The sequence below is a fragment of the Paenibacillus lupini genome (assembly GCF_011761355.1).
GTDB lineage: Bacteria > Bacillota > Bacilli > Paenibacillales > Paenibacillaceae > Pristimantibacillus > Pristimantibacillus lupini.
Genome location: NZ_JAASRW010000002.1, coordinates 774329 through 801118, shown reverse-complemented (window position 1 = coordinate 801118; position 26790 = coordinate 774329). Strand labels below are relative to the sequence as shown.

General features: G+C 42.3%; 27 protein-coding genes. 9 read left to right on the top strand and 18 right to left on the bottom strand.

Annotated features, from left to right (window positions below):
• Positions 1–105 precede the first annotated feature (105 nt).
• The 9 genes from FHS17_RS09155 to FHS17_RS09115 form a co-directional block, all read right to left on the bottom strand.
• A complete protein-coding gene (locus tag FHS17_RS09155) occupies positions 106–396 on the bottom strand; it encodes an IS3 family transposase (protein ID WP_167278069.1) in 291 nt (96 codons plus the stop codon).
• 403 nt (positions 397–799) lie between these two features.
• Positions 800–1246: a cupin domain-containing protein gene (locus FHS17_RS09150; RefSeq protein ID WP_167278068.1), complete on the bottom strand. Its 447-nt coding sequence runs from the start codon at positions 1244–1246 to the stop codon at positions 800–802.
• Positions 1247–1829: 583 nt separating this feature from the next.
• Positions 1830–3257 carry a VanZ family protein gene (locus tag FHS17_RS09145; protein ID WP_167278067.1) on the bottom strand — a complete coding sequence of 476 codons (1428 nt, stop codon included), beginning with the start codon at positions 3255–3257 and terminating at the stop codon, positions 1830–1832.
• 361 nt (positions 3258–3618) lie between these two features.
• The gene (locus FHS17_RS09140) at positions 3619–3918 is read right to left on the bottom strand and encodes a Dabb family protein (RefSeq protein WP_167278066.1); all 300 of its coding nucleotides are present in this window, start codon (positions 3916–3918) and stop codon (positions 3619–3621) included.
• Between the two features lie 70 nt (positions 3919–3988).
• The gene (locus FHS17_RS09135) at positions 3989–4675 is read right to left on the bottom strand and encodes a DsbA family oxidoreductase (RefSeq protein ID WP_167278065.1); all 687 of its coding nucleotides are present in this window, start codon (positions 4673–4675) and stop codon (positions 3989–3991) included.
• 273 nt (positions 4676–4948) lie between these two features.
• A complete protein-coding gene (locus tag FHS17_RS09130) occupies positions 4949–5674 on the bottom strand; it encodes an alpha/beta fold hydrolase (protein WP_167278064.1) in 726 nt (241 codons plus the stop codon).
• A 60-nt stretch (positions 5675–5734) separates the two neighbouring features.
• A complete protein-coding gene (locus tag FHS17_RS09125) occupies positions 5735–6097 on the bottom strand; it encodes a DUF1304 family protein (protein ID WP_167278214.1) in 363 nt (120 codons plus the stop codon).
• A 275-nt stretch (positions 6098–6372) separates the two neighbouring features.
• Positions 6373–7095 (bottom strand): alpha/beta fold hydrolase, encoded by a 723-nt coding sequence (locus FHS17_RS09120; protein ID WP_167278063.1) that lies wholly within the window; start codon positions 7093–7095, stop codon positions 6373–6375.
• A gap of 116 nt (positions 7096–7211) precedes the next feature.
• Entirely contained in the window at positions 7212–7874 is a 663-nt protein-coding gene (locus tag FHS17_RS09115; protein WP_167278062.1) for an NAD(P)H-dependent oxidoreductase, read from the bottom strand.
• A gap of 369 nt (positions 7875–8243) precedes the next feature.
• On the opposite strand from FHS17_RS09115, the gene FHS17_RS09110 reads away from it, so the two are divergent.
• The 3 genes from FHS17_RS09110 to FHS17_RS09105 all read left to right on the top strand — a co-directional run bounded on the left by FHS17_RS09110 (position 8244) and on the right by FHS17_RS09105 (position 11705).
• Entirely contained in the window at positions 8244–9524 is a 1281-nt protein-coding gene (locus FHS17_RS09110; protein ID WP_167278061.1) for a spore germination protein, read from the top strand.
• Positions 9525–9963: 439 nt separating this feature from the next.
• Positions 9964–10632 carry a hypothetical protein gene (locus tag FHS17_RS30495; protein ID WP_243865283.1) on the top strand — a complete coding sequence of 223 codons (669 nt, stop codon included), beginning with the start codon at positions 9964–9966 and terminating at the stop codon, positions 10630–10632.
• A complete protein-coding gene (locus FHS17_RS09105) occupies positions 10602–11705 on the top strand; it encodes a Ger(x)C family spore germination protein (RefSeq protein WP_341805813.1) in 1104 nt (367 codons plus the stop codon). The genes FHS17_RS30495 and FHS17_RS09105 overlap by 31 nt, the downstream gene beginning before the upstream one ends.
• Before the next feature lie 73 nt (positions 11706–11778).
• Here FHS17_RS09105 and FHS17_RS09100 read toward each other — a convergent pair whose 3' ends face one another.
• The 3 genes from FHS17_RS09100 to FHS17_RS09090 form a co-directional block, all read right to left on the bottom strand.
• Positions 11779–12639 carry a polysaccharide deacetylase family protein gene (locus FHS17_RS09100; RefSeq protein WP_208420270.1) on the bottom strand — a complete coding sequence of 287 codons (861 nt, stop codon included), beginning with the start codon at positions 12637–12639 and terminating at the stop codon, positions 11779–11781.
• 819 nt (positions 12640–13458) lie between these two features.
• A complete protein-coding gene (locus FHS17_RS09095; protein ID WP_167278059.1) occupies positions 13459–14544 on the bottom strand; it encodes an L-dopachrome tautomerase-related protein in 1086 nt (361 codons plus the stop codon).
• A gap of 264 nt (positions 14545–14808) precedes the next feature.
• Complete coding sequence (locus FHS17_RS09090; protein ID WP_167278058.1) at positions 14809–15090, bottom strand: hypothetical protein; 282 nt, start codon at positions 15088–15090, stop codon at positions 14809–14811.
• A gap of 175 nt (positions 15091–15265) precedes the next feature.
• Between FHS17_RS09090 and FHS17_RS09085 the strand changes: the two genes are divergently transcribed.
• Genes FHS17_RS09085 through FHS17_RS09065 form a run of 5 tightly spaced genes read left to right on the top strand, consistent with a single transcriptional unit; the run spans position 15266 to position 17584 of the window.
• The gene (locus FHS17_RS09085; protein ID WP_167278212.1) at positions 15266–15508 is read left to right on the top strand and encodes a spore gernimation protein GerQ; all 243 of its coding nucleotides are present in this window, start codon (positions 15266–15268) and stop codon (positions 15506–15508) included.
• 16 nt (positions 15509–15524) lie between these two features.
• Entirely contained in the window at positions 15525–15911 is a 387-nt protein-coding gene (locus FHS17_RS09080; protein WP_167278057.1) for a spore coat protein, read from the top strand.
• Entirely contained in the window at positions 15908–17044 is a 1137-nt protein-coding gene (locus tag FHS17_RS09075; RefSeq protein ID WP_167278056.1) for a zinc-dependent alcohol dehydrogenase, read from the top strand. Before FHS17_RS09080 ends, FHS17_RS09075 begins: the two co-directional genes overlap by 4 nt.
• A 31-nt stretch (positions 17045–17075) precedes the next feature.
• Positions 17076–17276, top strand: coding sequence for a hypothetical protein (locus FHS17_RS09070; RefSeq protein ID WP_167278055.1), 201 nt, complete (start codon positions 17076–17078; stop codon positions 17274–17276).
• An 11-nt stretch (positions 17277–17287) separates the two neighbouring features.
• Positions 17288–17584, top strand: coding sequence for a spore coat protein (locus tag FHS17_RS09065; protein ID WP_167278054.1), 297 nt, complete (start codon positions 17288–17290; stop codon positions 17582–17584).
• A gap of 144 nt (positions 17585–17728) precedes the next feature.
• Here the strand turns inward: FHS17_RS09065 and paiA are convergent, their stop codons facing one another.
• Both paiA and FHS17_RS09055 read right to left on the bottom strand, forming a co-directional pair.
• Positions 17729–18253 carry a spermidine/spermine N(1)-acetyltransferase gene (paiA, locus tag FHS17_RS09060; protein ID WP_167278053.1) on the bottom strand — a complete coding sequence of 175 codons (525 nt, stop codon included), beginning with the start codon at positions 18251–18253 and terminating at the stop codon, positions 17729–17731.
• A 26-nt stretch (positions 18254–18279) separates the two neighbouring features.
• Entirely contained in the window at positions 18280–18732 is a 453-nt protein-coding gene (locus tag FHS17_RS09055) for a MarR family winged helix-turn-helix transcriptional regulator (RefSeq protein ID WP_167278052.1), read from the bottom strand.
• Positions 18733–19129: 397 nt separating this feature from the next.
• On the opposite strand from FHS17_RS09055, the gene FHS17_RS09050 reads away from it, so the two are divergent.
• A complete protein-coding gene (locus FHS17_RS09050; RefSeq protein ID WP_341805806.1) occupies positions 19130–21952 on the top strand; it encodes a glycosyl hydrolase in 2823 nt (940 codons plus the stop codon).
• An 82-nt stretch (positions 21953–22034) separates the two neighbouring features.
• Here FHS17_RS09050 and FHS17_RS09045 read toward each other — a convergent pair whose 3' ends face one another.
• The 4 genes from FHS17_RS09045 to FHS17_RS09030 form a co-directional block, all read right to left on the bottom strand.
• A complete protein-coding gene (locus FHS17_RS09045; RefSeq protein WP_208420269.1) occupies positions 22035–23012 on the bottom strand; it encodes a glycosyl hydrolase in 978 nt (325 codons plus the stop codon).
• 112 nt (positions 23013–23124) lie between these two features.
• Entirely contained in the window at positions 23125–24828 is a 1704-nt protein-coding gene (locus FHS17_RS09040; RefSeq protein WP_167278051.1) for an ABC transporter substrate-binding protein, read from the bottom strand.
• A gap of 79 nt (positions 24829–24907) precedes the next feature.
• Positions 24908–25804 carry a carbohydrate ABC transporter permease gene (locus tag FHS17_RS09035; protein WP_167278050.1) on the bottom strand — a complete coding sequence of 299 codons (897 nt, stop codon included), beginning with the start codon at positions 25802–25804 and terminating at the stop codon, positions 24908–24910.
• A 14-nt stretch (positions 25805–25818) separates the two neighbouring features.
• Positions 25819–26775, bottom strand: coding sequence for an ABC transporter permease (locus tag FHS17_RS09030; protein ID WP_167278049.1), 957 nt, complete (start codon positions 26773–26775; stop codon positions 25819–25821).
• Between the last annotated feature and the right edge of the window lie 15 nt (positions 26776–26790).

The following is a 26790-nucleotide window of genomic DNA, read 5'->3' as shown; positions in this document are numbered from 1 at the left end:
CATCTCGCATTTCAAGGTTCCCTAGAAGGCTTCCATTGGTCCATTGTCAATAACCGTCCTACTCGTGACATGCTCTGGGTCATTTTTAATTTATCCAGTTTCCTCTTAAGCTTCTTGTATGACTTCTTCTTTCCTGCGGATTACAGACTGAATTCCCGCGAGCCGCATGAGCCGCAGGATCCGTTTGTGGTTAATAGGCTTGTCCGTGTCTCTTCTAAGCTTCATGGTGTGTCTTCGGTAGCCGTAAATCCCTCGCACTTGTGCGTGGAGCTCGAGTATTTCTTGCGTCAACCGTTCATTTTCGCACTCCAGCTTCTTGAGCTCCAGCTTGTGGCGCTCAGTCTCTGTTAGTTCCCTCAGGAGCTTTGTTCCGCCCACGACCGTCCTGAAGCGCATCCTGCCCGCCGTTCGTACTTCTTGACCTATTGGTACACCTGGTTGTAAGTTTGAAGCTGCTATGACTATTATACTTGTTGCCCCAAGTTCGAAGTTGAGTTCGGCTTGCTATTTGGTATTTGTCGATGAGATCATTTTCCATATCTGTGCCTCTGGTCATCAGTGTACTTACACTAAGGGTTTCCGAGTGCTTTCGTTTAATTATAGCTTCCCCAAAATTCATGTATTCTTACCAAATTAAATACTCCCTTCCAAGAAGACGGTTTATATCCTGTCTACTCGAATGGGAGCATATCATAATTTTAGCAAACCCTCTATGAATGCAGAGAAATCAATCTACAGCATGAAATCACTGACTACTTTTGCGAATTCATCGGATATGTCCGCCTTTTTCGGATCAGGCTTACTTTAAAAACATTGGTGGTCCGATAATCACTGTGTCATTATCTGCCGCGACTTGAACAATTTCCTCGAGAGTATGACGGCCAATTTCACGGAAAAAATCGTCAATTCCCCCAGGTGTGAAGATGAACAGCATCCGCCCCATTTCCGGACCTACGTTAGCCCACGTGTGTGCTATACCGCGAGGAACCAAGACGCTTGTTCCAGGAGTCGCATCAAATTCCTCATCGCCAACTTGGAAACGGAAAGTCCCTTCTAGAACTTCAAACGTTTCTTCACGTTCGTTATGAATATGTTTCGGTGGGCCTGATCGAGACGGTACACGTGCTTCAATTACCGTTATAGATCCTCCAACCTGATTGCTATGAAGGCGCACGGTCATTTGCTCGCCAGGCATTGTGTCGAACCATACGAGATCCTTTGCGAAATTTACGATTGGTGTACTCATGTTGTCATTTCTCCTTTAATCACTTGGATTAATTAATTAACTACTACGGCTTCGATTCCTCATCTATCGACTGCCATGAGGTCACTATAACAGATATTAATATCCTCCATAAGAAGGCACTTTTTTTAAATATGCTTTATAAAATTAAAGTTTCGCTCTTTGACCCGAGATGAAAAATGCGTACTCTTCAGTCCTTAGGCTTCAGCGAGTCTCACCAGCTCTCCTGTTTCAGAGCTTCTATAATACTGGCCTTCTTGACTTTGGAGCTGGCCGTATAGCATAGCGGTACTGACGATGAACAACACCGTAGAAATCACGCAAAGCGTACTAATCCATGGAAAGTTGAAACCGTAATCGAACCGGTTCATAAAGACGCTAGAAATGCTTATTCCTTTGTCTTCCCTCAAAAATCGTTATGCACAAAAACATTGTTGTCCCGCTTTTCAATTTGATGCTGCGTATCCAGCGGATCCATGCTGTTGAGTTATAAGTTCATTGATTGAGCATCGTCGGAATCCTTGCAGAGTATTTCCGGCCTCTGATTTGCTTCTGACTACTGTCATTTCCTTATTTCTAGAAGAAATTATCTTCTAGCCGGTATCTGACAAGACCATTTATGGTCGTTATTGTTGATATAACCTTTGAATTCGTACACGGGCTGGTAATATCCTTTGGTATCGTAAACGTAGGTCAGAGCATACTCATTCACGACAAGCTTATCACCCTTGTGAAATGGCGCATACATATAGAAATTACCCGCCTGAACTTGTTCAAACGCCTGTTTGGAGGAGATAAGTTCCAGCTTACGATCAAATTTGTTCCAAATTGTTTGATTGAAAAGATCACTCAGGGTACCATCCTTAGCAAATTGCACCATGATTATTCCGGAAACAAAATCATTTTCCTTATGGGCCAGATCCTCAGGTTCTTTTGCATCCCATCGTAAAAAGTTGTTGTCCTGTATGCTGAATACAGCATTGTCAGGCGCCAGACTGTTTTGTGAATACCATTGCTCCATCTCTGCCCTCAATGTGGCTGCCTGGTGTTCCGAGAGACTCCCCCCCTCGTTCTCAGTGCTGAAGTGCCAGCCCCCATCCTTATATTGATAATACAAGTCGGCCTGTTGACTGTCCGATGCTTTCCCCATAAAAATGCGATTGTCATCGCCTTCTCGGCGAATGGTATCGGAAAAATTAACTGCAAATTTCCGAGATAGCTGCTCAGCAATATCTCTGCCTCGTTGCATATTGTTTGCATATATATTTCGGTATACCGATGCCGTATCTGTGTCCCTATGCAAGAGTAGTTTATTTTCGACCGTCACTGCATCCATATCCTGCTTCATCGCAGGAAGAATCGGCATATTCCCAAACTCCTTCGCTTGGTACATAATCATTGCACTGCCAATTAACGCTCCGAACAATGCAGGAATCATTATACCCCGTAGAACAGATTGAATCGCAAAGCGTTTTTGCCGGATACACACCAGGATCGCCATGACCAAGAAGTACCCAGCCAGACCTCCGATCAAGTTATGAAAAATATCATCCAGCTCAAAAATCCCTTTCCCTGTTACGAGCTGAATGATTTCTATACCGCCCGTCGTTAACAATGTAACAAGGAAGGTTAGCCAAAATGTTTCTGCTCTGCGCAAGAGCAGCGGCAATAGAAAGCCCAATGGAACGAACATTAGCATGTTAAATAGGACCAACTGCAGCTCACTAACGGACCATTTATTCCATGCATTCACATAACCGCTGAATAAATGGAAGTTGACATCACCCGTATAATTTGCACCCCTGCTGATTGTAGTTAATCCTAGTACAACTAAAAACCAGGCAACAAGGAGACCGAGCATAAGCCAGTGTTTTTTAGACATGTTTCTTTTTCCGCGAAAGACCTTTTTATATATAAAATAGCTGCCGCCCAGCAGCATAATGACGCCAACGCATCCGATCAGCGCTACAAACGCCCATTTGAGCAGTACTGAAGAAACAGTAATTAAATCCATATATCCATCACTCTCCCCGTCCTTTTTGAAAATAGTCACTTACTTTGATGGTATAGATGTGAGCGGGTTCCCTCCACTGCTCCAATGAAAAAGAAACCCCGGAAGGGGAAGTTTGTATTATCCAGGAACGTCTTCCGTCAATTCTTAGATCGAATGATCGTTTTAAATATCTCATGAAGGATTTGTACTTACCCAATCATCTTACTAATGCGTTTCCCGGCAATAACTTTCTCATTATCAGTTAATCCTAATTTCGCTTGTTTTCTGCTCAGTTCGTTTATTCTAGCAAGAAAAGGGATCATTGAACTCATCTCCGCTTCTAATATTTTGCATTTTTATTTTTTTAGGTAGTGTAGTTACTTTATATCTCGTAATCGATAACCATACCCTGTGTCGCTTCTATTTTCCAACGATTATCCTCAAAATCATCATGCAGTGGATGCGTCACATACGTTTGATAATCCTCTTCGCTGTCGAAAACCATAGAAATACCGTAATCCAAAGGGTTATTCGGTTTCAGCCGAAAAGCATGGAACTGCTTTACGACCGGGATCATAGTCAGTTGGCTCTCCACATCGCGCATGAAGGCTTCAGCCTCCTCCGAACCCATTGCATGCTTCAGACTAAAAATAACCATATGATGAATGCTTGTTTGTCCCATTTGTCTCGTCCTTCCTCACTCATTTTAGCTCCCATTACTATTCCATGCTCAGCCCATGCACAAATGGACATTAACAAAGCCCGCCTCTGCAAATGTCCGAATCTGATTCATCTTGGGAAGCATTAGCTTCTTTCCAAGCAGACTCAAGCACTTGAGTAATCGCGCTGGCTGGTTGGGCACCGGAAATGGTATGCCTGCCATTAACCAGGAAGAACGGAACACCTCGAATACCTAATTTGGTGGCAACAAGCTGGTCATCTCGAACGGCATCCACATATTGTGTGCTAGTAAGTATAGCTGATGCTTGTTGGCGATCCAGCCCTGCTTGTTCGGCCAGCGACACAAGCGTTTCGTGTTGTCCGATGGGAAGAGATTCCGTGAAATAAGCCTTATATAACAATTCGAGCAATTCTTGTTCTTTGCCCAATTCTCTTGCGAAATGAAGCAGACGGTGTGCGTCATGTGTATTGGCATTTTTCACGGTATCGTAATTAAAAATCAAGTCTTCTTGTTTTGCCCTTTCAGTGACGGATCGGCTTTGCTTAGCCACAGTTTCTTTCGAAATGCCGTACTTTGCGGCTGCATATTCCAAATAGTTCTGATCGGTATGCAAAGGAGAAGCAGGGTCCAGTTCAAAACTGCGATGAACGACTTCGACTTGATCACGGTGTGCGAACTCCTGCAATGCCGCTTCGAAACGCCGCTTTCCGATATAACAGAAAGGACACATTATATCAGACCAAATTTCCACTTTCATATTTACTCCTCCTGTATGCTGTGCTTTAATTCGGCTAAGCCATATATAACGTGAAAGGGAATGTCTTAATATTTCGATTGCCTAGGTAACTATATCAGTTCTTCACACTTTTCATAAGAAGGCATTTTTTTTATATATGCTTTATAAAAGTAAAGTTACCTTGAATATATAGACCACTACTACAGCAAAAAAAATCCAACAAAAAATCCCGATCAGAAAGTTCTGATCGGGATTGATAACTTAAATTAAAGGTTTTAATCTTGATTATACATATTAAGCTAAACGATTTAAATGAGCTGCCAAGGCTTCAGGATGAGAAAAGAACGGCGAGTGATCTGAATTCATGCTTATGACCTCTTTACACGGCTTGTCTGCAAGCATCTGCCGTTGTAAACCAATCGAGATCGCTTTATCCTTCAAAGTTTCAATATAAAATCGAGGTATGGATTCCGCATGCTGGTCAGTAAGGTGTACAGGCTCGAAAAAAGGTGCAAGTGGTTCAAGGCAAACCCTTGCTTTCGCATAATTCACGTCACTTTCCGAACAATCACCATAGAAATTCGCTTGGACTAAATCTTTATCGAGATCCATAAAGACGTGATCATTACTAAAAATGACGGCAGAAGGCGTATCGGATGGTTTATCCTTTTTCTCGCTTTGTGAAATTTGAAGCAATGTTTGCTCGTTTTTTGGCAAGTATGCGCATAAATAGACGAGCGATTTAATCTTCTCCGGACGATACTCGGCGGTTTGCGTGATGACAAGTCCGGCCATACTGTGTCCGATCAAAATAACTTGCTCCGTTTGGCTATCTAGAATACTGGTTAAACTGTCTGTGTAGTTTTTTAACTTAATTTCTTGAACCGGTGATTTATCAAGGCCATGACCAGGTAAATCAAAAGTCACTACTTTGTGTCCTTCTTTCTCCAAAAGTGGAACTAGTTTAGTCCAGCACCAGGCTCCGTGCCATGATCCATGAACAAGAATAAAAGTACTCAATAACATAACCTCCTATTTGCAAAAAATAATTCCTTCATCATACTTTTCAATAATTCCGAGCTACACCATCACGAATATAAGCGCGATCAAGGCAGGTAAGCCCTGCACTAGCCAGATCGATCGCTTCGCTGTCGCGCCTCCGTAAAGGGCTGCGACGAGTACGCAAATCAGGAAAAACTGTTGGATTGACTCTCCCGTTTGCTTATCGGAATAAAGCAATCCCCAGATCAGTCCTGCCGCAAGAAATCCATTGTACAGTCCTTGATTCGCGGCAAGCGCCTTGGTAGCCGCCGCCTCCTCTATCGACTTCATACCAAAGGCTTTTATCGCGCGAGGAGTCGTCCACAAAAACATTTCCAGGATCAAAATATACAAATGTTCCAACGCGATTAATCCTACGAGAATAGCGGCCAGCATATAGATTCCTCCTGTGTTTATCGAAATGATATTATGTTCTCCGGTTCTAATTTTCGCCTACCCTTTCATTCGCGCAAGTCATAACATCTTCCTCTAAAAGAAAGAAGAATTCGGTGTCCCAGGCAACTTGTCTTTAATCGTTATAAGCATAAGAATAACCTCCCATTAGAGCATTGTTACTAGTTTGCTTCTAATAGAAGGTTATACACCTTTTTAATAAGCTAGGGTTTCCGATTAGCCATCCATGCAGCTCACAAAACGGCGCCGCACCACAAACCGGTTTAATCCGCTAACTGAATTAAATGCGAAGTTAATTCTTCAGGATGTGAATAGAATGACGAATGATCAGAATCTATGGTAATGACTTGTTCACATGGCATAAGAGAATACATAGACCTTTGTAATTGAATTGGAATTGCCCGATCTTTAAGCCCTTCAATATATACACGAGGGATAGAACCGAATCTTTCCTCGGACAGCTGGACTGGTGTAACCGATGGAATCAAAGGCTCAATACAAAGCTTTTGTTTTGCTGCCATATAGTCCTCCTCCGAACAATCAGCAAAAAAGTGGCTTTGTATATCTTCTTCTCTCAAACCAATGTAAGAATGTTCTTCATTAATAAAAACAGCAGTCGGAGCATCATCTCCTAAATCTATATTTCCAAAAGCCTGAAACAAAGATTGACCATTTTGCGGAAGAAATGCGCATAAATAAACAAGCTTCCCGATCTTCTCTGGAAGGAATTCAGCTACTTGACTGATGACAACTCCAGCCATACTGTGACCTACCAAAATAACCTTTTCAGTTTCCTTTTCCAATATTGCACTTAGGCTGTCCGTATAGCTCTTTAAATTAATCTCAGCAACTGGCGTATGATCGTCCCCGTGTCCGGGTAAATCAAAAGCAATAACCTTATGACCCAAATTTTCAAGCATCGGTGTTATTCTTTCCCAGCACCATGCCCCGTGCCAGGATCCATGTACAAATACAAAAGTACTCATTTCTATCACTCCTATGATTTAAAAGCAAATAATTTCACTCCGTTAACCAATATCGATAATAACCTAGTTTTCATTTACCGGAATACCTTGAAATGTATTGGAATAGGAAATTTCCATTATACGTATTGAACAAGCTCATCCATCGGTCGTCTAGTTTTAGCACGGACAGGATCTTTTAGTCGATAACCAAATGCTGTCATTACGCTCAGACTGAATTCACCGTCACCAAGCAATCCCTTTTTGTCCAGAAGATCATTAACGGCATCCAAATCGAAGCCTTCAATAGGACATGAATCCACGCCGATATGAGCTGCTGCCGTCATCATATTGGCCATTGCCAAATAGGTTGACTTCGAAGACCAATCCAATAGAGCTCGTTCCGTATCCAGATGGAGATCATCATAGAATTGAGCATAAGCTTGCTGCATGCTTTTATAAACTTCTACGGGCATTCCTTTTACTCTCGTTTGTTGATCTATAACATATGAGGAATCAAAAGTAAGTCCTTTTCTAGCCAAGATAATAACAAAATGGCTAGATGTTGGAAGAGAGCGTACCGCACCTGTAACAAGCGGCGCAAGTTCTTTTCTAAAATCTGCGCTTTGAATAATTAAGAACTTCCAAGGTTCATTACCTCCGGAACTTGGAGAAAGTCGGCCTGCCTCGAGTATAAATTTGAAATCCTCTTCGGGGATTTTCTTTGTTGGATCAAACTCTTTAGTGGCATGCCTGAAATTGAAAGTGGACATTAATTCCTTTTTTCTAATTTCTGTACTCATGATAGTAGTCTCCTCTTGTTGTATTTTGTCATTATCATTACTTGTATAAGATACGGTGAGATATAGTGTCAGTTAGGCTTAACTTGCCTCGGGGAAAACTATATCAGGTATTCGGAATTTATATAAGAAGGCTATTTTTTTTAATATGCTTTAGAAAACTAAAGTGCCCATCTTTTTTTATTACAAAACTGGGATCAGAAAGATCATGCAGCAGGAAAGTATTATGCTCCTCTAATAAGAAAAAATACGGCATCTGATCAATAATAAGATGCCGTATTTGCTATGTGTGTACTCAGGTTTGCAAATTAAAACAAAAGAGAATGAAACATTAATAAAAAGGAAAATATATACCACAGAGGTGATCTCCCCGTGTGGTTTGAAGGCTTGAATAAAAATGAGGACTTCCTGAAACGTGAGTTCAACAACCGAAATTTTTCTATTCTTCTTTATTATTTATCAACAGTTTGTAAAGAAGACGATATTTTTGATAAGCTTATTTCTCCCTTTTATCATACTGAATTGTCTGATGACTATCTGAAGTACCTACTGTCTTTTCCAAATGGGTTAAAAGTGACACAAGAATCTGAAGCCGCAGAGCAGATCCTCGACGGAAACGTTATGATCTACATTAACGGGCTGTTGATCTCCGTCGGTATGAAGGACTTTAAGTCTCGTGCGATTATGGAATCGACCGAGGAAAATGTTCTGCAAGGCCCTAAAGACGGCTTGAGCGAAAACATAAATGTGTCCATTAATTTGATACGCAGTCGTTACAAAAGAGAATCGTTGCGTACGGAGAGCCACTCCGCAGGCAGTAAGTCAAAAATCAAGTTAATGCTTATTTATGATGCTCAAATTGCTGATAAACCTGCACTGCACGAGCTTAAAGAGAAACTCTCTAACATTCAGGTTGATCTCATCCAATCGGCTGGTCAACTGCAAAAAAATATCATTCGAAGCACATTTAATATTTTTCCGCTGTTTATGACAACCGAACGTCCGGACCGCGTTGTCAAGAACTTGTCTGAAGGTAAAATCGTTGTTTTAATTGAAGGTTCATCTTGGGCTCTGATAGGACCAGCAACGTTTTTTGATTTTTTTGAATCCATGGATGATCCTGTGCAGATGCCATTAATCGGACAGTTCTTGGTATTTATACGCTATGTTGCTCTTTTAATTACGCTTGTTTTGCCAGCCTTGTATATTGCGATTATTTCTTATTCGCCTGATTTGTTAAAGATTCAATTTGCACTGCTGGTTGCAGGAAGCCGGATGTCTGTTCCCTTTCCCTCGTATGTAGAGATCATGTTCATGCTCATTATGACTGAGTTTTTGATTGAAGCGAGTATTCGTCTGCCCAAGACAGTCAGCTCAACGGCCACAACGGTAGGCGGGCTTATCCTAGGACAAGCTGCGACCGAAGCAGGCCTTGTAGCGGAGGTGATGATTATCGTCATTTCAGCTGTTGCCATCTCCAACTTTGTTATTCCCGTTAACTCCATGCATCAGGCCATCCGGGTCATTCGTTACCCATTAATCATTATGGCTAGCTTACTCGGGACGATTGGGGTCGTAATAGGCTTACTGGCTCTTATCGCCTACCTTTGCAATCTGAGGAGCTTGGGAAGGCCATATATGAAACTTCTTTGATTACTAATGATTGCAGGTGTTGTCAATGCTCCGAGTCCGTTATTACTACTATCTCCTCTATTTGAATTTCGTCGTCTGTATTATTGAGTTTACTCCAAAGCTCATTTACTCAAGGCGTTACACAAGTAGCTTGAGCAGCTCACTAATCTCGTTGATTGCTACATGTCTGTTGATAATGCTGTTAGAGAAACACATGAAACCGTTTCCAGGACAATCAATTGCCCAGATTATGAATGGTACATTGACGCATTTTTTTCAGAAATCCCTGTTCTTTTGCTGCTTAGTTCTGTCTTATGGGGCAGGACTGATCTTTCTTATCTCTTACACGCAGATCATACATAGGTTTATCTGTCCGGATATTTCATTCGGGCTCTTATTTGGAGTTTTCTTGTTTTTTACCGTTTTCGTTTCCCTCCTGGATCCAAAGAGTACTTTGTTCATGCTAGAGATCATTGTATTATTTCAAATCCCGGTAATTGTCATCATGATTCTTCTCTTCTTGCTGGATGCCAACATTCAAGTTGATTTCTTAGTGGAGGCTTCAAGTTATCTCCTTCATTGGCCGAGTTATCAGATGATTGCTGCCGGTGCCTTCCTTTTCAGTGGTTATATGAATCGATTAGTTTTTAATGAGCATCTTGAAAGCAGCAAACCAATGAAGCTGCTGACCATTGTTTTTACTGTTGGCCTCCTTCTTCTTCTCGCTTATTATTTCATACCAATCGGTTATTTTGGATTGGCCGGAATTGGCAACGATAATGATATATGGTTTACAACAACAAATAGTATAAGGCTTCCGCATTTTTTTATAGAACGATTTCTTGTTATTTTTTTGATCATGCAGCTTGGGGTTTCTTTAATGTTTGTGATTATCTGCTGGCACACTTCCTTGCAATTCCTTAAGCAAGCGAACCTGTTCAATGGAGGAAAATTAAAATGGTTCTGGGTATCGTTCTTACTTGTTATGTCCTTTGTGTTATGGCTATATATGAACGATTCCACGGTTCGGAACAGTCTCAGCTGGTTACTAAACATCAAACTGTTATTCGACATCGTTTTGGTATTTACCATTGTAAGGTGTGCGCGAAAAAGAAAAGCAGTCGTTTAACTGCAACAAATGCCGTCCTCATTCTCATACTTCTATCCGGATGCGCCTTCGAAGATATCGATAGGCGTGCTTTCGTGACCTCAATTGGCGTAGACGCATCCGAAGTGAAAAATAAGAAATATGCGGTTGTTATCAAAATCTCGATGTCTAAAGGTGACGTCAAGGTAATCGGTAGTGATTTTATTTTACTTAAAGTGAACTGTAACTCAATCTCTGATGGGCTTGACCAGCTTAGAGCTATGAGCGATAAGAAGCTGGAGTACGGACATGTCAAAATACTGTTATTTGGCGAGGGGGTTGCGAAGAAGGACATTGCCATGGCTATCGATTATTTCATGAGAAGGCCCGATATTCAGAAAATCGCCTATTTGGGAATTGGCAAGCCTAATGCTTACCAACTATTGAAGTTTAAACCGAAAGAAGAAGCTGTTGCCGGTAGCTATTTTTTCTATACTTTTCAGCAAAGCCTTAAGCATTCCCCTTATGTCTATGCCGTTACCCTCTATGATGCGAGTAGAAGGATAATGACCCCGGGTCTTGATCTAACTATTCCCGTCATGGCATTTCAGGGTAAAGATCTTCAAATTAACCAAATTGCTTTGTTCGATAAGAAACAGCTTGAGGTAGAACTCAGTTCGGAAGAGTCAAAGATACTTAAAATGCTTACTTCCGGGCTATACAATGATACTTTATCTTTAAAAACCAGCAATGGTGTATATTCCGTCACAACAGAAAAAGGTAAGGCCAATTACAAAATTACTTTAAGTCAGGGTAAACCTATTGTTATCTTTTCGATCAAGCTTAAAGGTGGATTAATAGAACGACTGGATGATGCGGAAGTCATTACGGAAGACATTAAGAATTCTCTAGCCAAGATAGCTGAACAACAAATTCAAAAGAAGGTTTATGAGCTTTTAATCAAGCTTAGAGAAGAAAATCTCGATCCAATCGGCTTTGGCCTCCGATATCGTTCCAGACATTTTGACCATTCGAATGACACCGAGTCCTGGTCTGCCTTCTATCCTGAATTGGATTTCAAGATTCAGGTTAAGTATAAGTTCAAGGAAAATTGATCTACAAAATGCCGACAAACTATTTTGAAATAGTTTGTCGGCATTTTACGATTAGCGTTCAATTCGAACAGAGTCATTCCATTTTTATCATCATGTCCAGGAATTTATTAGCCGAGAGTGTCGGTGTTCCGGCGTTCAGACGGAAGACCTCATCAGAGCCCTGACTGTTGATACCCGGATGTGTTGTGAAAAACAAAGTGACACCTGCATCCACTTCAAGCTGTTTCGCTGTCGAGTTAAAAACCCCAAATGGGAAAGCGAGCATCTGATAGGTGTTGTTCAGTTCTTCCCTCAAACGTTTTTCAATCTGCACAGCATCGGCTTCAACTCGAGCCATGTATTCCTTCTTCGTCTCAACCCTGCCCTTATCAGGCAGATAGATGGGGTTACTCAGCTTAGGTCCTGCTTTATGTTCATTTCTGTCTAGCGGAGCATAGTCATGTTGGTTGTAAGTATGACTATAAAAGCTGAAGCCTTCCTTTTTAAGCTTACGCATGGTATCCCAGGATAAGTGCTTTGTATGAACATTTTGATTATCGCTGCTCGTTCCGATGATGAAATCGGCAGCAACAAATTTATATTTATTCATAATTGGGACTGCATATTGATTAAAACTTTGGTACCCATCATCAAAGGTAATCACAACCGCATTATCAGGTACCTTCCCTTTATTCTGCATGAATTTCGCGAACTGTTCGATACTAATAACCCTGTAGCCCTTCTCCTTTAGAAGTTTCATATGTGTTTCGAACCTGCTAGGGGAAATCGTTGCCCCGCTTTCCTTTACATCAATATGATGATACATAAGGACGATAACTTTATTCTTATAATGCGCAGTCTTATCAGCAGCTGCTTTAAGTTGATTCTGCGACACTTGCCAAGTGATCGTTAATGCGATAATGAGTAGTGCAGCAATCCCTTTCACTCTCACCATTTATTCCTCCTTTAGTTGAATTACATCTAGTTGTCTTTCTGGATAAGCCTGATGTACAGAATGTTTTCTCGGCTTTGACAGATTACCGAAGATTATCCAATTAAATGGCACATAACTGGCGAAGAAGCCAACCTTGATCCAGGATCCAGCGAGATTCAGTATAAAAAATAACCCATGGATATTCCACACGAGATCTATTATCCACTCTTTCAAATTCGGAAATCTATCTTTAAATTACTTTGGGGTCAACTATAACAGCAATTACTTTTTTACATAAGAAGGCATTTTTTTTAAACATGCTTTATAAAAATAAAGCCCCACCCGAAAAAACTGGTGTGCTTGCTTTGCGCGCCTCCGCCTCCTTTGTTACGTCATAATTAAACAGTATAAACAAAATAAAAAATCCCGATCAGGACTACTGATCGGGATTTTGACAAGTGAATTTCAAAGTTAAATTACTTTTAAAACTCTCTACACCTTATAATTTCTGCGGATAATCCTTCTGATATTTTATCACTCAAAAAACTTAACACTCATATTAATAGTTTTCATTTTCGGTGTGCTATCACTATCAATTAAATTTAATATTTCAGCAGTTGACCGCTATCTAACGCCACACAATTTATCAATATTAATTCATAATTTCCCGAAGTAATATGGGAATGTCTTCCCTCATACACTCGTTTGCTGAATTTGTGAAGGTACATCCTTCTTCTAAAATTGGGGAGATTTCGAATAAGCTGGCATTCTGAGAAACTGCATTGTACCGAGGGAGTTAAACAGTCTGCAGAGCGGCAACCAACTTTTGTAAAGTGAATATCAAAAGGTAGGAGCAGGTAATTCATCGATTTTAAGACGAAGTAAACTATAAGGTTTTTGACGCAGATCTTTTCCATAGTGAAATCTTGCCTGCCGATGTAGTTGGTTCACAATAACATATAAGTATTGATCCGGACCAATAGAAAAAGTATCCGGCCATAAAATTCTCGGATCATGTGCGATGGTTTCCATTATTCCATTCGGCAATATCTTTCGAATACTATCGTTTTCATAATCTCCAGCGTAAACGTTTCCTTTTGCATCGGTTATCAATCCATCGGACGCACCTTTTTCGCCCCAATACTTTACATGAGAACTTAATTCGAAATCCGGTATCGTTTTGTCTCTTAGTGCTTCTGCTGAGATTGAATATAGATGACGACTGGTTAGTGGACAAAAAAATATAATTTTACCATCTGGGGAAATCGCTAGACCATCAGAGGCCAATCGAAAGGGAGACGTCGAACCATCTGTGTTTCGATTCATCAAAATTTCACCTTCCACTTTCGGTAAAAAAAACGGATCGGGTGAAGTTGAATTTGCTCCATTTAACCGTCTAAACGCATTTCCATTATCTAAATCGACGACTATAATAGCGCCTGGACCTTTTGAAGAAGAATCCGTTATATAGGCGTAACCTGATTTACCAACACGAAAATCAAATCGGACGTCATTCAGATACGTTGTTGGCAAGACCACATCTTCTGCAAACGTATATACTTTTCTTATTGTATTTGTTTTTAAATCTACAGCTACTAATTTTGCCCCTCCTTTAATAGGCTCAGAAAAATTTGGTGCTGCCGTATCCAATACCCACAGGGTTCCTCTTCCGTCAGCAATTACACTTTGGACACTAATGAAGGACATAGTAACATTCAAAGGGTTTATCAAATTCGTTTCTAAATTTGGGTAAGGCTGCAACCGACCCTCGACAATTTCCGCTACCGTAAATCTAACGTCATCTCCCCACTTCGGAAAGCAAATGAAGATACGTCCGGTTTCTGATACACTAACGCCTGTAGGCATAGCCCCATAAAAAGTGTAAACGAGTTCTAAATTACCGAAGTATTTTTCCATAGGTAGCATAAGTTTTTTGATATCCTCCCCAACAAACTAGATATTACCTATATATGTTTAAAACTTTTTCTAATGCCTGGCGCTTAACTTTCTCTACCGAAGCTTAGCTTCAAAATCAATATATGGAAACCTAAAATGAAGCAGGTGTTCAAAAGAGACTACGTATTGAAATGTCCAAAACCTCTCAAAAACAAAAAAAGCTTCGGCACTAACCGAAGCTTTCTGAGTGAATCTCCGTTACTTGTTCCTACGAACGTCCCCGCTCGACACGTTCTATTGTTGGTCCGGGAGACTTAATGCGTTTGCTGAAGTTTGTGCTTGATCTAAAAATTCCTCTGCTTGGGTCAATTGCTGACGGGCCGTCTCCAAAGTTTGTGAATTTGGAGCTGCACTATATTCACTTATCGAGCTTATCGCCTGATTTAAAGCGGTTTTCGCCTCTGAAACCGCGTTAGATGCATGCTGCTCCAGCGCATTGCCATTCGAGTTTAGTGCACCTTCTGCCGGCTTTCTTGCATTTTCAGTGGCTAAATCAATTTTGTCTTCATTGGGCAAAGCGAGTCCTCCTCTCTTGAGCAATAAACATTACTTTAAACAGAAATAAGTATGCGGTTGAGATTTTGTTTATATTCCTGCAACTGCATATAACATTACCGGCAAACCATTTTAGTATAAGATTCGATATGTCGGAAAATCTAACGTTATGAAAAAAGGAGTTGATGATTTTTCAATGAATACGCCAACGCTAGCACCGCACGAATCGTTGGAACTGCATGAAGCGTTAAACTTTAAAACACTCTGCCTCGCTAAGTCAAAACTTATGCAAGGCTTAGTATTTGATCAAGAGCTAAAAGCGCTAATGCAGAAAGATGTCATTCAATCCACACAACAGATCACCGAGCTGCAAGCCATTTACGCAAGAGCTCCTTTCCAAGCGCCTGTTCCTAATAGCCCTACACCTATAACACATTGAAGGGAACGCAAAGCAAATGAATACCGATTATTTAGACCCAATTAACTCGTTAAATATGCCGGAAATGGCAGATATGACTTTTGCAATGGACTTCCTTATTCGTGCCAAGGAAGGTGTGCGAAATTTGTCCATCGCCTTGACGGAAACGGCTTCTCCGGATGTAAGAACGCTGCTGCGCAAGCATCTTAAGCAAGGGATCGCATTGCACCAAGAAATCACAGAGCTCATGATTCGCAAAAAATGGTTCCATCCTTACGAGCTGAATGAACAGTATCAACTTGATCAGCTTTCTGCGAAAAATACGGTGATGATCGGGAAGATGAATTTGTTTCCGGATGATACGTCGCGTAAAGGGATGTTTGATCGGACCCCAGATGAACATATCGGAGGACATTACGCATGAAGGCAGTAACGTATCAAGGGATTAAAAATGTAGTTGTCAAAGAGGTACCGGATCCGAAGATTGAGAAGCCGGATGATATGATCATAAAGATCACCAGTACCGCTATTTGCGGTTCCGACCTACATCTTATTCATGGAATGATCCCTAACCTTCAGGAGAACTATGTCATCGGGCATGAACCGATGGGGATCGTAGAAGAGGTAGGCCCTGGTGTGACAAAGGTAAAGAAAGGCGACCGTGTGATCATCCCGTTTAACATCGCATGCGGAGAATGCTTTTTTTGCAAAAATCAGCTGGAAAGCCAGTGTGACAATTCAAACGAACACGGGGACATGGGCGCATATTTCGGCTATTCCGGAACAACCGGCGGATATCCTGGCGGACAAGCCGAGTATTTACGAGTCCCGTTCGCAAATTTCACCCACTTCAAGATTCCCGAAAACTGCGAACAGCCGGACGAAAAGCTAAGTTTAATTGCGGATGCGATGACCACGGCTTTCTGGAGCGTAGATAACGCAGGTGTCAAGAATGGAGATACGGTCATCGTACTCGGCTGTGGTCCAGTCGGACTTCTGGCTCAGAAATTCTGCTGGTTGAAGGGAGCAAAGCGGGTCATCGCCGTCGACTATGTCGATTACCGCTTACAGCATGCAAAGCGAACCAACAATGTAGAAATCGTAAACTTCGAACATAATAAGAATATCGGCAACAATCTCAAGGAAATGACAAAAGGTGGCGCCGATGTTGTAATTGATGCGGTAGGAATGGACGGCAAGATGAGCGATCTCGAATTTCTAGCCAGCGGTTTGAAACTGCAAGGAGGCACCATGAGCGCGTTTATCATTGCCTCTCAGGCTGTCCGCAAAGGCGGCACCATCCAAGTCACTGGAGTATACGGTGGACGCTATAACGGATTCCCGCTTGGCGACATCATGCAGCGCAATGTGAATATCCGTTCCGGACAAGCTCCCGTCATTCACTACATGCCGTATATGTACGAGTTGGTTACGTCGGGTAAAGTGGACCCTGGAGACATTGTGACACACGTCATTCCGCTCAGCGAAGCCAAGCGTGGCTATGAAGTGTTTGATACGAAAACGGACGATTGCATTAAAGTCATCTTAAAGCCTTGAATATGGATAGATACACGGGAGGACAATCCGAATGAATTCCAATTTCGCTTTGCATGAGATGCTGGAGGTTCATGAAATAGCTGCGTTTAAGACGGTTTGCGTAACTAAAGCCAAAACCATGCAAGCTCTGGTAACCGACCCGGAACTCATACAAATTTTGCAGCAAGATGTGCAATTATCACAGCAGCAGCTTCAGGAGCTCGGTGGAGTGCTGTCTAAAGTAACCCAATAGGAGATAAAAACATGAACATAATATTAGAACACATGACAGGGCTTCATACGATGATCGACGACGTGATCGCAATGGATTTTTTTATGAACGCCAAGAGTAGTGTCAGAAACTACGCCATGGCCGTGACCGAATGTACCACACCCGAAATCAAGCAAATGTTGATGAAACAGCTCGACGAGGCCATAGATTCCCATGAAAAGATAACAACCTACATGATGCAGCGGGGCCTATACCATCCCTACCATATTTCAGAGCAAATTCAGCTCGATCTGAAAAACATTCAGACCGCTATGAACATTCCGTCCTGACACCATATTTAGTCCCGACAAAACCGCAAAACCACTAAGGCTCAACAAAAATGGCAGCTGATCATTCGGATCAGCTGCCATTTTGTTGTTCTCAACCAACGTTACCGGACTGAAATCCAAGGATAATTCATCCAAATACCTTTACTAAGGCTCTATGAACGTCTTGGTCATAATAAAATCTATTTGTTCTTCATCTCCCATATAAAAGGAGTGAGCTCCCGTTTGAACAAACCCCATTTTCTTATAAAAATTAATAGCATCTACATTCTTTTCCCAAACGCCTAGCCAGATCTTCTTTTTGTTTTGTCTAATGGCTATTTCCATTGCTTTATTAAAGAGATTTTTGCCAAGCCCTTTCCTCTGATATTTGCTGCTTATATAAATCCTCTCTATTTCGAGTGACTCATCACCCATCTTTTCACATTGAGCATCGTTCCTATTCACCTTCAAATAGCCAGCAAGTTCTTCATTGAAAAGAATGAAATAGAATTCAGAAGAGATATTTGATAACTCCTTCTCCAGCTGTTTAGTGTTAAAGGCTTTTTCCAAATAGGCTTTCATATTCTCGGGTGAATTCTGATCTTTAAAGGTATCGTTGAATGTTTCAACACTTATTTGTTGGAGTTGCCGCAGATCTTCACGAGTACATTCTTTTATTATTACAGTCATTTTTATATCGAGCTCCTTATATAAAATCAATAATCCCTCTTGTTCCCCTTCTTAACAAATTCCCAGTCAATTTCAATATTTTTTCTTACTCTTTGAAGAAGATGAAAAATGGTTTCTTCTTCGCTCTCGGAAAACCCCGCTAATGCAACACCATTAGAGTGGTCATTTTCTCTTTTAATAAAAGAAAACACCGTCTCCCCTTTCTTTGTTGGGAAGAGTTTTTTTATTTTTTTGTTATATTCATCATCTTTCTTTTCAATAAAGCCATTAAGCTCAATCTTTTGAATAGCGCGAGCTGCGGTTGTACGGTCTACCTTAATCATTTCGGCCAGCTTTTCTTGAATGATTCCAGGGTTTTCACATATACGGACAAGGTATAAGTATTGTCCTTTTGTAAGGTCAAATTCTTTAAACTCTATATTGCTTATAGAATCTAACGCCCTGGCAATCATTCCAATTTCACGCAGGATTTCCTTCATATATTCAACTCCATCATAACTCTTACTAGCTATCTTCATTATCCAATATTAATTTAATTTTGTTGCATTTGCAACAAAATTAAATTAAAGCTTTATTACGGTTATAGCCCCATTTTATAGCCGATACACGACATCATCAATGGATCCTGGAATCTATAATTTGCGAATGATTTTCTCCGAAATTCGTTGTATTTGCCTCGTCTCTCCACTGATTTATGATGAACATTAAGAGAAGGGAGGGACATGAGATTTATTATTGCAATTTAAGAAAGCGCATTCATGTAGGCATTAAATTCATCACTGTATTCGATTATTTTAGACAGGTTTGAAAGCGTTTACTCGCATACTGCGCCGCTCAAATACTTGACGGCAGCATCTATTTCAAGGGGTGAATTATGTGACAGTTTCGTGTAAAAGATGGTTATCCAGCTTTCTCAGTTTGGTCCTATTCCTAAGTTTATTATTATCGATGGAGTTAAATCCGGTCTCGGCTTCTTCTACCGATTTGCCTGGCGTTACTTCGTTGGTCGTCAGCTACAAGGATGCCGTTCTTAATGGCTATGGAGTACAAAAACTTACAGATCCTCAAGACAAGGATACGATTTATGATGGGGATGGCTATATCTCTTTCTTTTTTAACGAAGACCCGAGCTCAAGCCAGCCTGTTGGAACAGCCGCATTTAAAATAAATACGGCGGAAGCAGGTCTCTATAAGCTAACACTTGGATATTACATTCCGGAGAGCTATGGCTCCAAGGAGACCGGCATCGAAGTTAATGGGAGTGGTGTCGGCAGTATTACTCTGGATACCCCGCCTGCAGGAAAAGTGACAAACGAGAAGATGGTAAGCAAAATTATGCTGAACGCTGGTGCAAATGAAATTACCTTTAACCGAGGCTGGGGTTATTACGGAATCGAATACGTGAAGATTGAATCTGCTCTCCCGCCCGTTGCGAGCGACAAAATGGAAGCCGAAGACGGACTTATGACCGGTGACGTAAGCATCGACACGGCTGGCACGGGTTATTCCGGTACAGGTTATGCATCCTTTAAAAGCTCGGGATCGTTAACGTTAACCTATAACGCAGCCACTAGCGGACTTTACGATCTTGCAATCGGTTACAGTTCTCCCAATGGGGACAAAAAAACCCAGTTAGGGATCAACGGCCAGACAAACGAAATATCCCTTCCGGCATCTGCAGCTTATACCGAGGTATCAGGTGGTAAAGCCCTGCTCAATGCCGGAAACAATACGATTCAGTTTAATCCCGGCTGGGGCTGGTATAATATCGATTATATCAAGGTCTCGTCAACAGGTGCCCGGGAGCAGCATAATGTCGAGGACAAGCTGGTCAACCCTAATGCGACCGTGGAGACCAAGGCGCTTATGAATTACCTGGTCAATCATTACGGGAAAAATATTCTTTCCGGTCAACAAACCCTGGAGGATGCGCAGTGGATTAAAGACCAGACCGGTAAATATCCGGCCATCGTCTCTACGGACATGATGGATTACTCCCCTTCCCGTGTTGAACATGGCACCGCTTCTACGGAGGTAGACAAGGCGATTCAATGGGCCAAAGAAGGTGGCATTGTCTCATTCGTATGGCACTGGAATGCCCCTAAAGGGCTGTACGATATTCCGGGGAAAGAATGGTGGAGTGGATTTTATACGGACGCTACATCATTTAACGTTCAATATGCGCTTGAACATCCTGAGTCAGAAGACTATCAGCTTATTTTGAGAGACATAGATGCGATTGCCGTACAGTTGAAACGACTTCAAGATGAGCACATACCCGTACTATGGAGGCCGCTGCACGAGGCTGAAGGAGGATGGTTCTGGTGGGGTGCAAAAGGACCTGAACCAACAAAACAGTTGTATCGGCTCATGTACGACCGTCTTACCAATTATCATCACCTGAACAACCTGATCTGGTTGTGGAACTCCGAGAATCCGGAGTGGTATCCAGGGGACGATGTTGTAGATATCGCTAGCGTAGACATCTATAACCAGGCAGGCAATTACGGACCAAACATCGCCAAATACGACAGCTTAGTGAATCTCGTGCAAGATAAGAAGCTGGTCGCTTTGCCCGAAAACGGTCCTATACCCGATCCAGAGCAGCTTCAAGCTTATTCAGCACATTGGCTCTACTTCAGTACGTGGACAGGTGATTTCATTCGCAATGGACAGTATAACTCTCTTGACCATATTCAAAAAGTGTTTAACAGCGAATACGTTATCACACGAGATGAACTCCCGCATAACTTATATACTTCCTTTAAATTCGAAGCAGAGAAAGGCACCTTAACAGGACTAAATGTGTCTACGGAAAATGGCGGGTATTCAGGTGACGGTTATGTAACGGGATTCGATAACGAAGGCGACAACTTGGTTGTACCTTTGAACGTGCCTGTCAGTGGAACGTATCAATTGTCTTTACGATACAAAGCACAAGGCGATAAGACTAACCCCGTGATACTGAATGGAGCAAAGCTGGCGGACTATATTTTTAGTAACAGCCAATCATGGACGGATGGTGTAGTTGGTGAATACGAGCTTAAAGCTGGCAGCCACTCATTAACCGTTGGCAAAAGCTGGGGTTGGATCGACGTGGATTATGCAGAATTGAACTATATTGGGCCTATCCCGCTAAAAGCAACTATCTCGTACAGTCAAACCGTTCCAACGAGTAAGGATGTAATAGCCACGCTCGCCACAAACAAACCCGTCACTATTGAGAACAACGGAGGATCCAATCGATATACATTTCATAAGAATGGCGAGTTTATCTTCACCTTTGTGGATGAGGATGGCAACCCCGGCACGGCAACAGCAACGGTCTCTAACATAGACAAGACCGCTCCATCTTTGACCGTTTCAGCCAGTACTACCATGCTCGCAATACCCAATCACGCATTGGTCCCTATCGAGTTGAAATTAAACGCTGCGGATACCGGATCCGGAGTGGCCGGAATAAAGCTAATCTCTGTAACAAGCAATGAACCGGATAATGGCTTAGGAGATGGAGATAAGCCAGGCGATATCCAGAACGCGAATATAGGGACAGCTGATACTTCTATCCAGCTCAGGGCCGAGCGTTCGGGCAAGGGATCGGGAAGAGTCTACACGATGACCTATGAAGCGTCCGATTATGCCGGCAACCGGACAAAAGCAACCGTAGACGTGACTGTACCACACAACGCAAAGAAATAATGTAGCTTGCATAATATGAAATTATAAGAAAATCGGCCGTCTCCGGTAAATCGGAGACGGCCTGTTTAGTACTTAAGCTGGATTAATACAATACGGGTAATTTCTCGAGTGTAATCGCATATTCATGATGATACGCCTGGAGTAGTTCCTCCTCGGAAGTCCACTCTGCAGTCGATCCGAAATCATTTGACCAGGTCATGTACCAAACCCACGGGATTCTAGTTAATGAGAGTTGATTTATGCCCGGCAGCACCCCAATCTCTCCTAATGCAACTAACTTCGGTTCTGAGGTTATGCGCACGAGCTCTTCATATTCGGGCTGCAAATCCGTATGCGTATGCTTGGGAGGGTACAGGTCTCTTGATATCACATCAGTCACATCATCACCTACATATCCTTCCGCCAAAGGTGAGTTCCAGACCCAGATCAGATTATTCAGAGCATGAACGCGTGTATATCGGTCATACATAATGCGGTATAACTGCTTAGCAAACTCCGGCCCTTTGTGACCCCACCAGAACCATTCCCCCTCGGCTTCATGGAAGGGTCTCCACAGAATCGGAATCCTCTTCTCGCAAAATGGTTTCAAGATATCGGCCATATGATCCATATCGGAAATCAACGCCTTATACTCCTCCGTTCCTTCTATTACAGCCTTGGAGGCGTCAAATGTTGTATTATTCGAATAGAACCCCTTATCCCAGCTTCCAAAAGGAGAGAACCAATGCCAGGTGAAGGTGATCAAGCCTTTTCGGTCTGCCCATTCCCAAGCCCGGTCAAGCGTGTTTCGGTTCTCATCAATCTCAAGCAGGCACTCTGCACTGCTGTTCTCATAATTAATATTCGGCGAATAACTTAACAGCTCAAAGCCACAAAGTGCAGGAAGCTTCCCCGTAACCTTTTCGATGTACAGGAGTTCCTTTTGCACATTGGTTTGCGTATGTTGACCGGTAATAATAGCTTTGCCAGCAATTCCGCTTAAGTACTGTAGTACTGCTTTGACTTCGTTGATAGCATTCGGATTGCAAGGTGCCATAGCAGCGATATTCGGATTATCCATAGGTCACTTCCTCATTAGGTATAGATTCGGTATCAAGCAGTGCATAAAAAAGAAGAGCCGTTCCCCCTCCGCTGGGATGGAGAACGGCCCTTAACTTTTCAAACAAATTAAATTACTTGGAAGACCACAGCTTGATCCGGTTTTGGATATGCTTCGTATAAGAGTCTTCCATTTCTTTAACGCCTGCCTTCTCGAGCTCCGCCATATAGGCATCCCAAATCTTGTCAAAATCTTCTGGCTTGGACATGACCGCTTCAGGAATACGCTTCCACGTAATATCCTTCATCTTAGTCCCCAGGATAATAGCTGGGTCGTCATTTGGAAGGGACATCGTGTATGCCGCTCCGTATGCTCTCGGTTGGAATTCTTCTTCTTTAGGGAACAGGTCTTTCCAATGGTCAATATTATAGGCTTTCAGAGCTTCTTTTTCTGGTTCGCTATAATTCGCAGTGAGCATCTCTGGGTAATTGCGAGTAAAATAATTTCCAGTTGAATCCTTGATGTCATCGCCGTAATGTACCATCAAATTCCAGTAAAGTCCAACACCCGATTTCTTTTGGAACGCTGCGCCATCTTTGTTCATCTGTTCTTGTATTTCCGGCGCAATTGTCCGTTTCCCGTTTTCTAAGGAATAATGCTCTCCTTCAATTCCCCAGTTATTCAGGATTTGTCCCTCTTCTGAAGCTAGATAATCGAGAAACTTAATAGCCCGTACTGGATCCTTAGTCTTGCTAGAGATTGAAATCCCATACCCTCCGTCAAAGCCAGCAGGCCAGAAACTGGTATCCTTGTACTCCTTACTCAACGTAACCGGATAATGACCATAGGTTTGATCGAATTTGCCCGCAGTCTTAAGAGCGTTTTGTCCGTCGCCATAATCCCATTCCGGATCGGCTAGACCAAGAATTCGGCCGGAAGCTACTTTCGCCTTAAACTGATCCGTCTTCTGCACGAAGCTTTCCGGATCGAGCAGGCCAACGTCGTTCATGTGATTCAGCCAACGGAAGTATTCTTTTTCTTCCGGACGGCGGAAATGATAAGTCGCTTGGTAAGTCTTCTGATCGATGAAGTATTCACCGTCATCTGGTCCTCCGGTCGTCTGGAAGCCCGAGTTGGTTACCTGGTACATATGCCAATCATCAGCATTCAGGGAAAACCCGATATTTTTGTTGCCATTTTCATCTGTCGGATGCTTGGTTAAATAATCCTGAATGGCTTTCTCAAAATCTTTTACCGTACGAATTTCAGGGTAACCCGCTTCCTTGACGACGCGATGTTGGAGTTCAAATCCTCCATCGGCTTTAATTTTCTTCTCATCGACCGAAGACCAAGTCGGTATAGCATAGATGGCTTGATCGTCCAGGCTGAACTTTGTCCGAACAAGTTTATCTCCCAGCATCTTTTTGATGTTTGGTGCGTACTTGTCAATCAAGTCCGTCAGATCGAGAACAGCTCCAGCCTCGACAAGTTTACCAACATCCGCCTTTGCAGCGATCAAATCAGGATAATCTCCCGTTGCTGCAATCAGGGAAATTTTTTGTACCGGATCACCAACGGCAAACTCAGCATCCAATGTTACACCAGTTTTTTCTGTAATAATCTTACCTACTTCATCCTGCATGTTATTCCAGTTCGTGCTAGGGTCTTCCGAAAAATAAGTAAGCGTGATGGGTTCCATCCCAGACGTTGAGTTTCCTTCTGCTTTTGTTCCTTCAGTCGTGGAAGAACTATCATTTCCACTGCACCCAACAAGCGTTGCCATTAAAGATAGCGCTAGAATGGAAGAAACGATTGTCCTTTTCTTTTTTACCTCCATGAAACGTAACCTCCCCTTAATAATAAAAATAGATATGTTTGTATGAATACAGGCAATGCCTGGACACACCGGAGAAAAATTAACTCTTTACGGCACCTAATGTCATACCTTTAACAAAATATCTTTGCAGAAAAGGATATACAACAAGAATGGGCACCGTAACAATGATCGTAATGGCCATTTTCACGGATTCTGGTGAAACCTGTGACAAGCGCTGGGCCATATTGGCAGCATCCTGGGAATTCGTTGCACTGGTAGTCGTGCTTTGCAAGATTTTCATTAACTCGTATTGAAGGGTTGTTAAGGATTCGTTGGAACCATTAAACAGATAAGTATCGAACCAAGAATTCCATTGTCCTACTGCCAGGAAGAGCGCTACGGTTGCTAACGCCGGTTTGCAGAGAGGAAGTATAACCCGCCAATAGATTGTAAAGTCGTTGGCGCCGTCTAACTTAGCTGATTCTTGGAGCGCAAATGGCAGCCCGTCAATGAAAGACCTTATTACAAAGACATTAAACGCACTTACAAGGCCTGGTAAAATGTAGACAGCAAACGTATTAATTAAATGCAGATCCTTAATCAGGATGAATCCCGGAATCAATCCCCCGGAAACATACATCGTAATAGCAAGGAAGGCGGAAATGTATCTCCTTGCCTTAAACTCACTTCGCGATAGCGTAAAAGCCAGCATTGAACCGCTGATTAAGCCTGCTATGGTTCCAATAATAGTCCGCAAAACGGAGATCTTGAATCCTGTGATCAAACCTCCAAAGGTGAATATCAATTCATAATTTCGCAGCGTGATTTCCCGCGGCCAAATCGTGATTCCCCCTCTGATGGTATCCACCGAATCGTTAAAAGAAATAGCCAGCACATTTAAGAAGGGGTAGATCGTTAGAACAGTTACCCCAGCCATAAAAACATAAACAAACACTTCTAAAAGTAAATCCTGTGCAGATTTTGCCTTAAGCCCCATGTCATCCTTCCTCCTTACATAATGCTCTCGTTTGTAAAGCGCTTAAATATTCCGTTAGCAACAAACAACAGGATCAAGCTGATCACGGAATTGAAGATATTAATCGCTGTTCCGAAGGAATAGCGTCCCATCCCCAGGCCATAATTAAGCGCATACAAATCAAGCACCTCAGAGTAATCGATGACCAGATGATTCCCGAGCAGAAATTGTTTCTCGAATCCAGTGCCGAGCAGGTGACCGATGGACATTATTAGAAGGACGATTATTGTCGGCCGGATACCCGGCAATGTAATATGCCACATTTGCTGAATACGGCTTGCGCCGTCCACTCGTGCAGCCTCATACAACTCAGGACCAATCCCAGCGATGGCAGCAAGATAAATAATGGCGCTCCATCCCGTTTCCTTCCAAATATCCGCACTAGTTACAATTCCCCAGAATAAATTCCCTTTTGCCATAAACTGAATCGGCTCTTCAATAATGTGCAAGCCCATAAGCAGATCGTTCACGATACCACCGTCTGTTGAAAGCATTTTCGTGACAATACCTGCAGCCACTACCCATGAAACAAAATGCGGCAGATAAGAGACGGTTTGAACGAATCGCTTCATAAACTGAACACGGACCTCATTGAGCAGCAGGGCAAAAACGACCGGTACAATAAATCCAGCAATCATGCCCATCAAGCTCATAGCCAGCGTGTTCCTCAGCACTTGGTAGAAATGCTCGTCCCCGAACAAAGCACGGAAATGTTCCAGCCCTACCCATTTTTGTTCAAAGAAACCGACTCCGGGCCGATATTTCTGGAAGGCCATTGTCCATCCCCATAGAGGCAGATACTGAAAGACAAAGACCCAGAGAACGAATGGAATAGACATGTAGTATAGATACTGCTGATTTTTAAATACCTTCCAAGCAATTTTCGGCGACTTTTTGTATGCGTTTTCTACAGTAAGCGTTTGTGTTTTCATCGCTTCTCCCCTCTC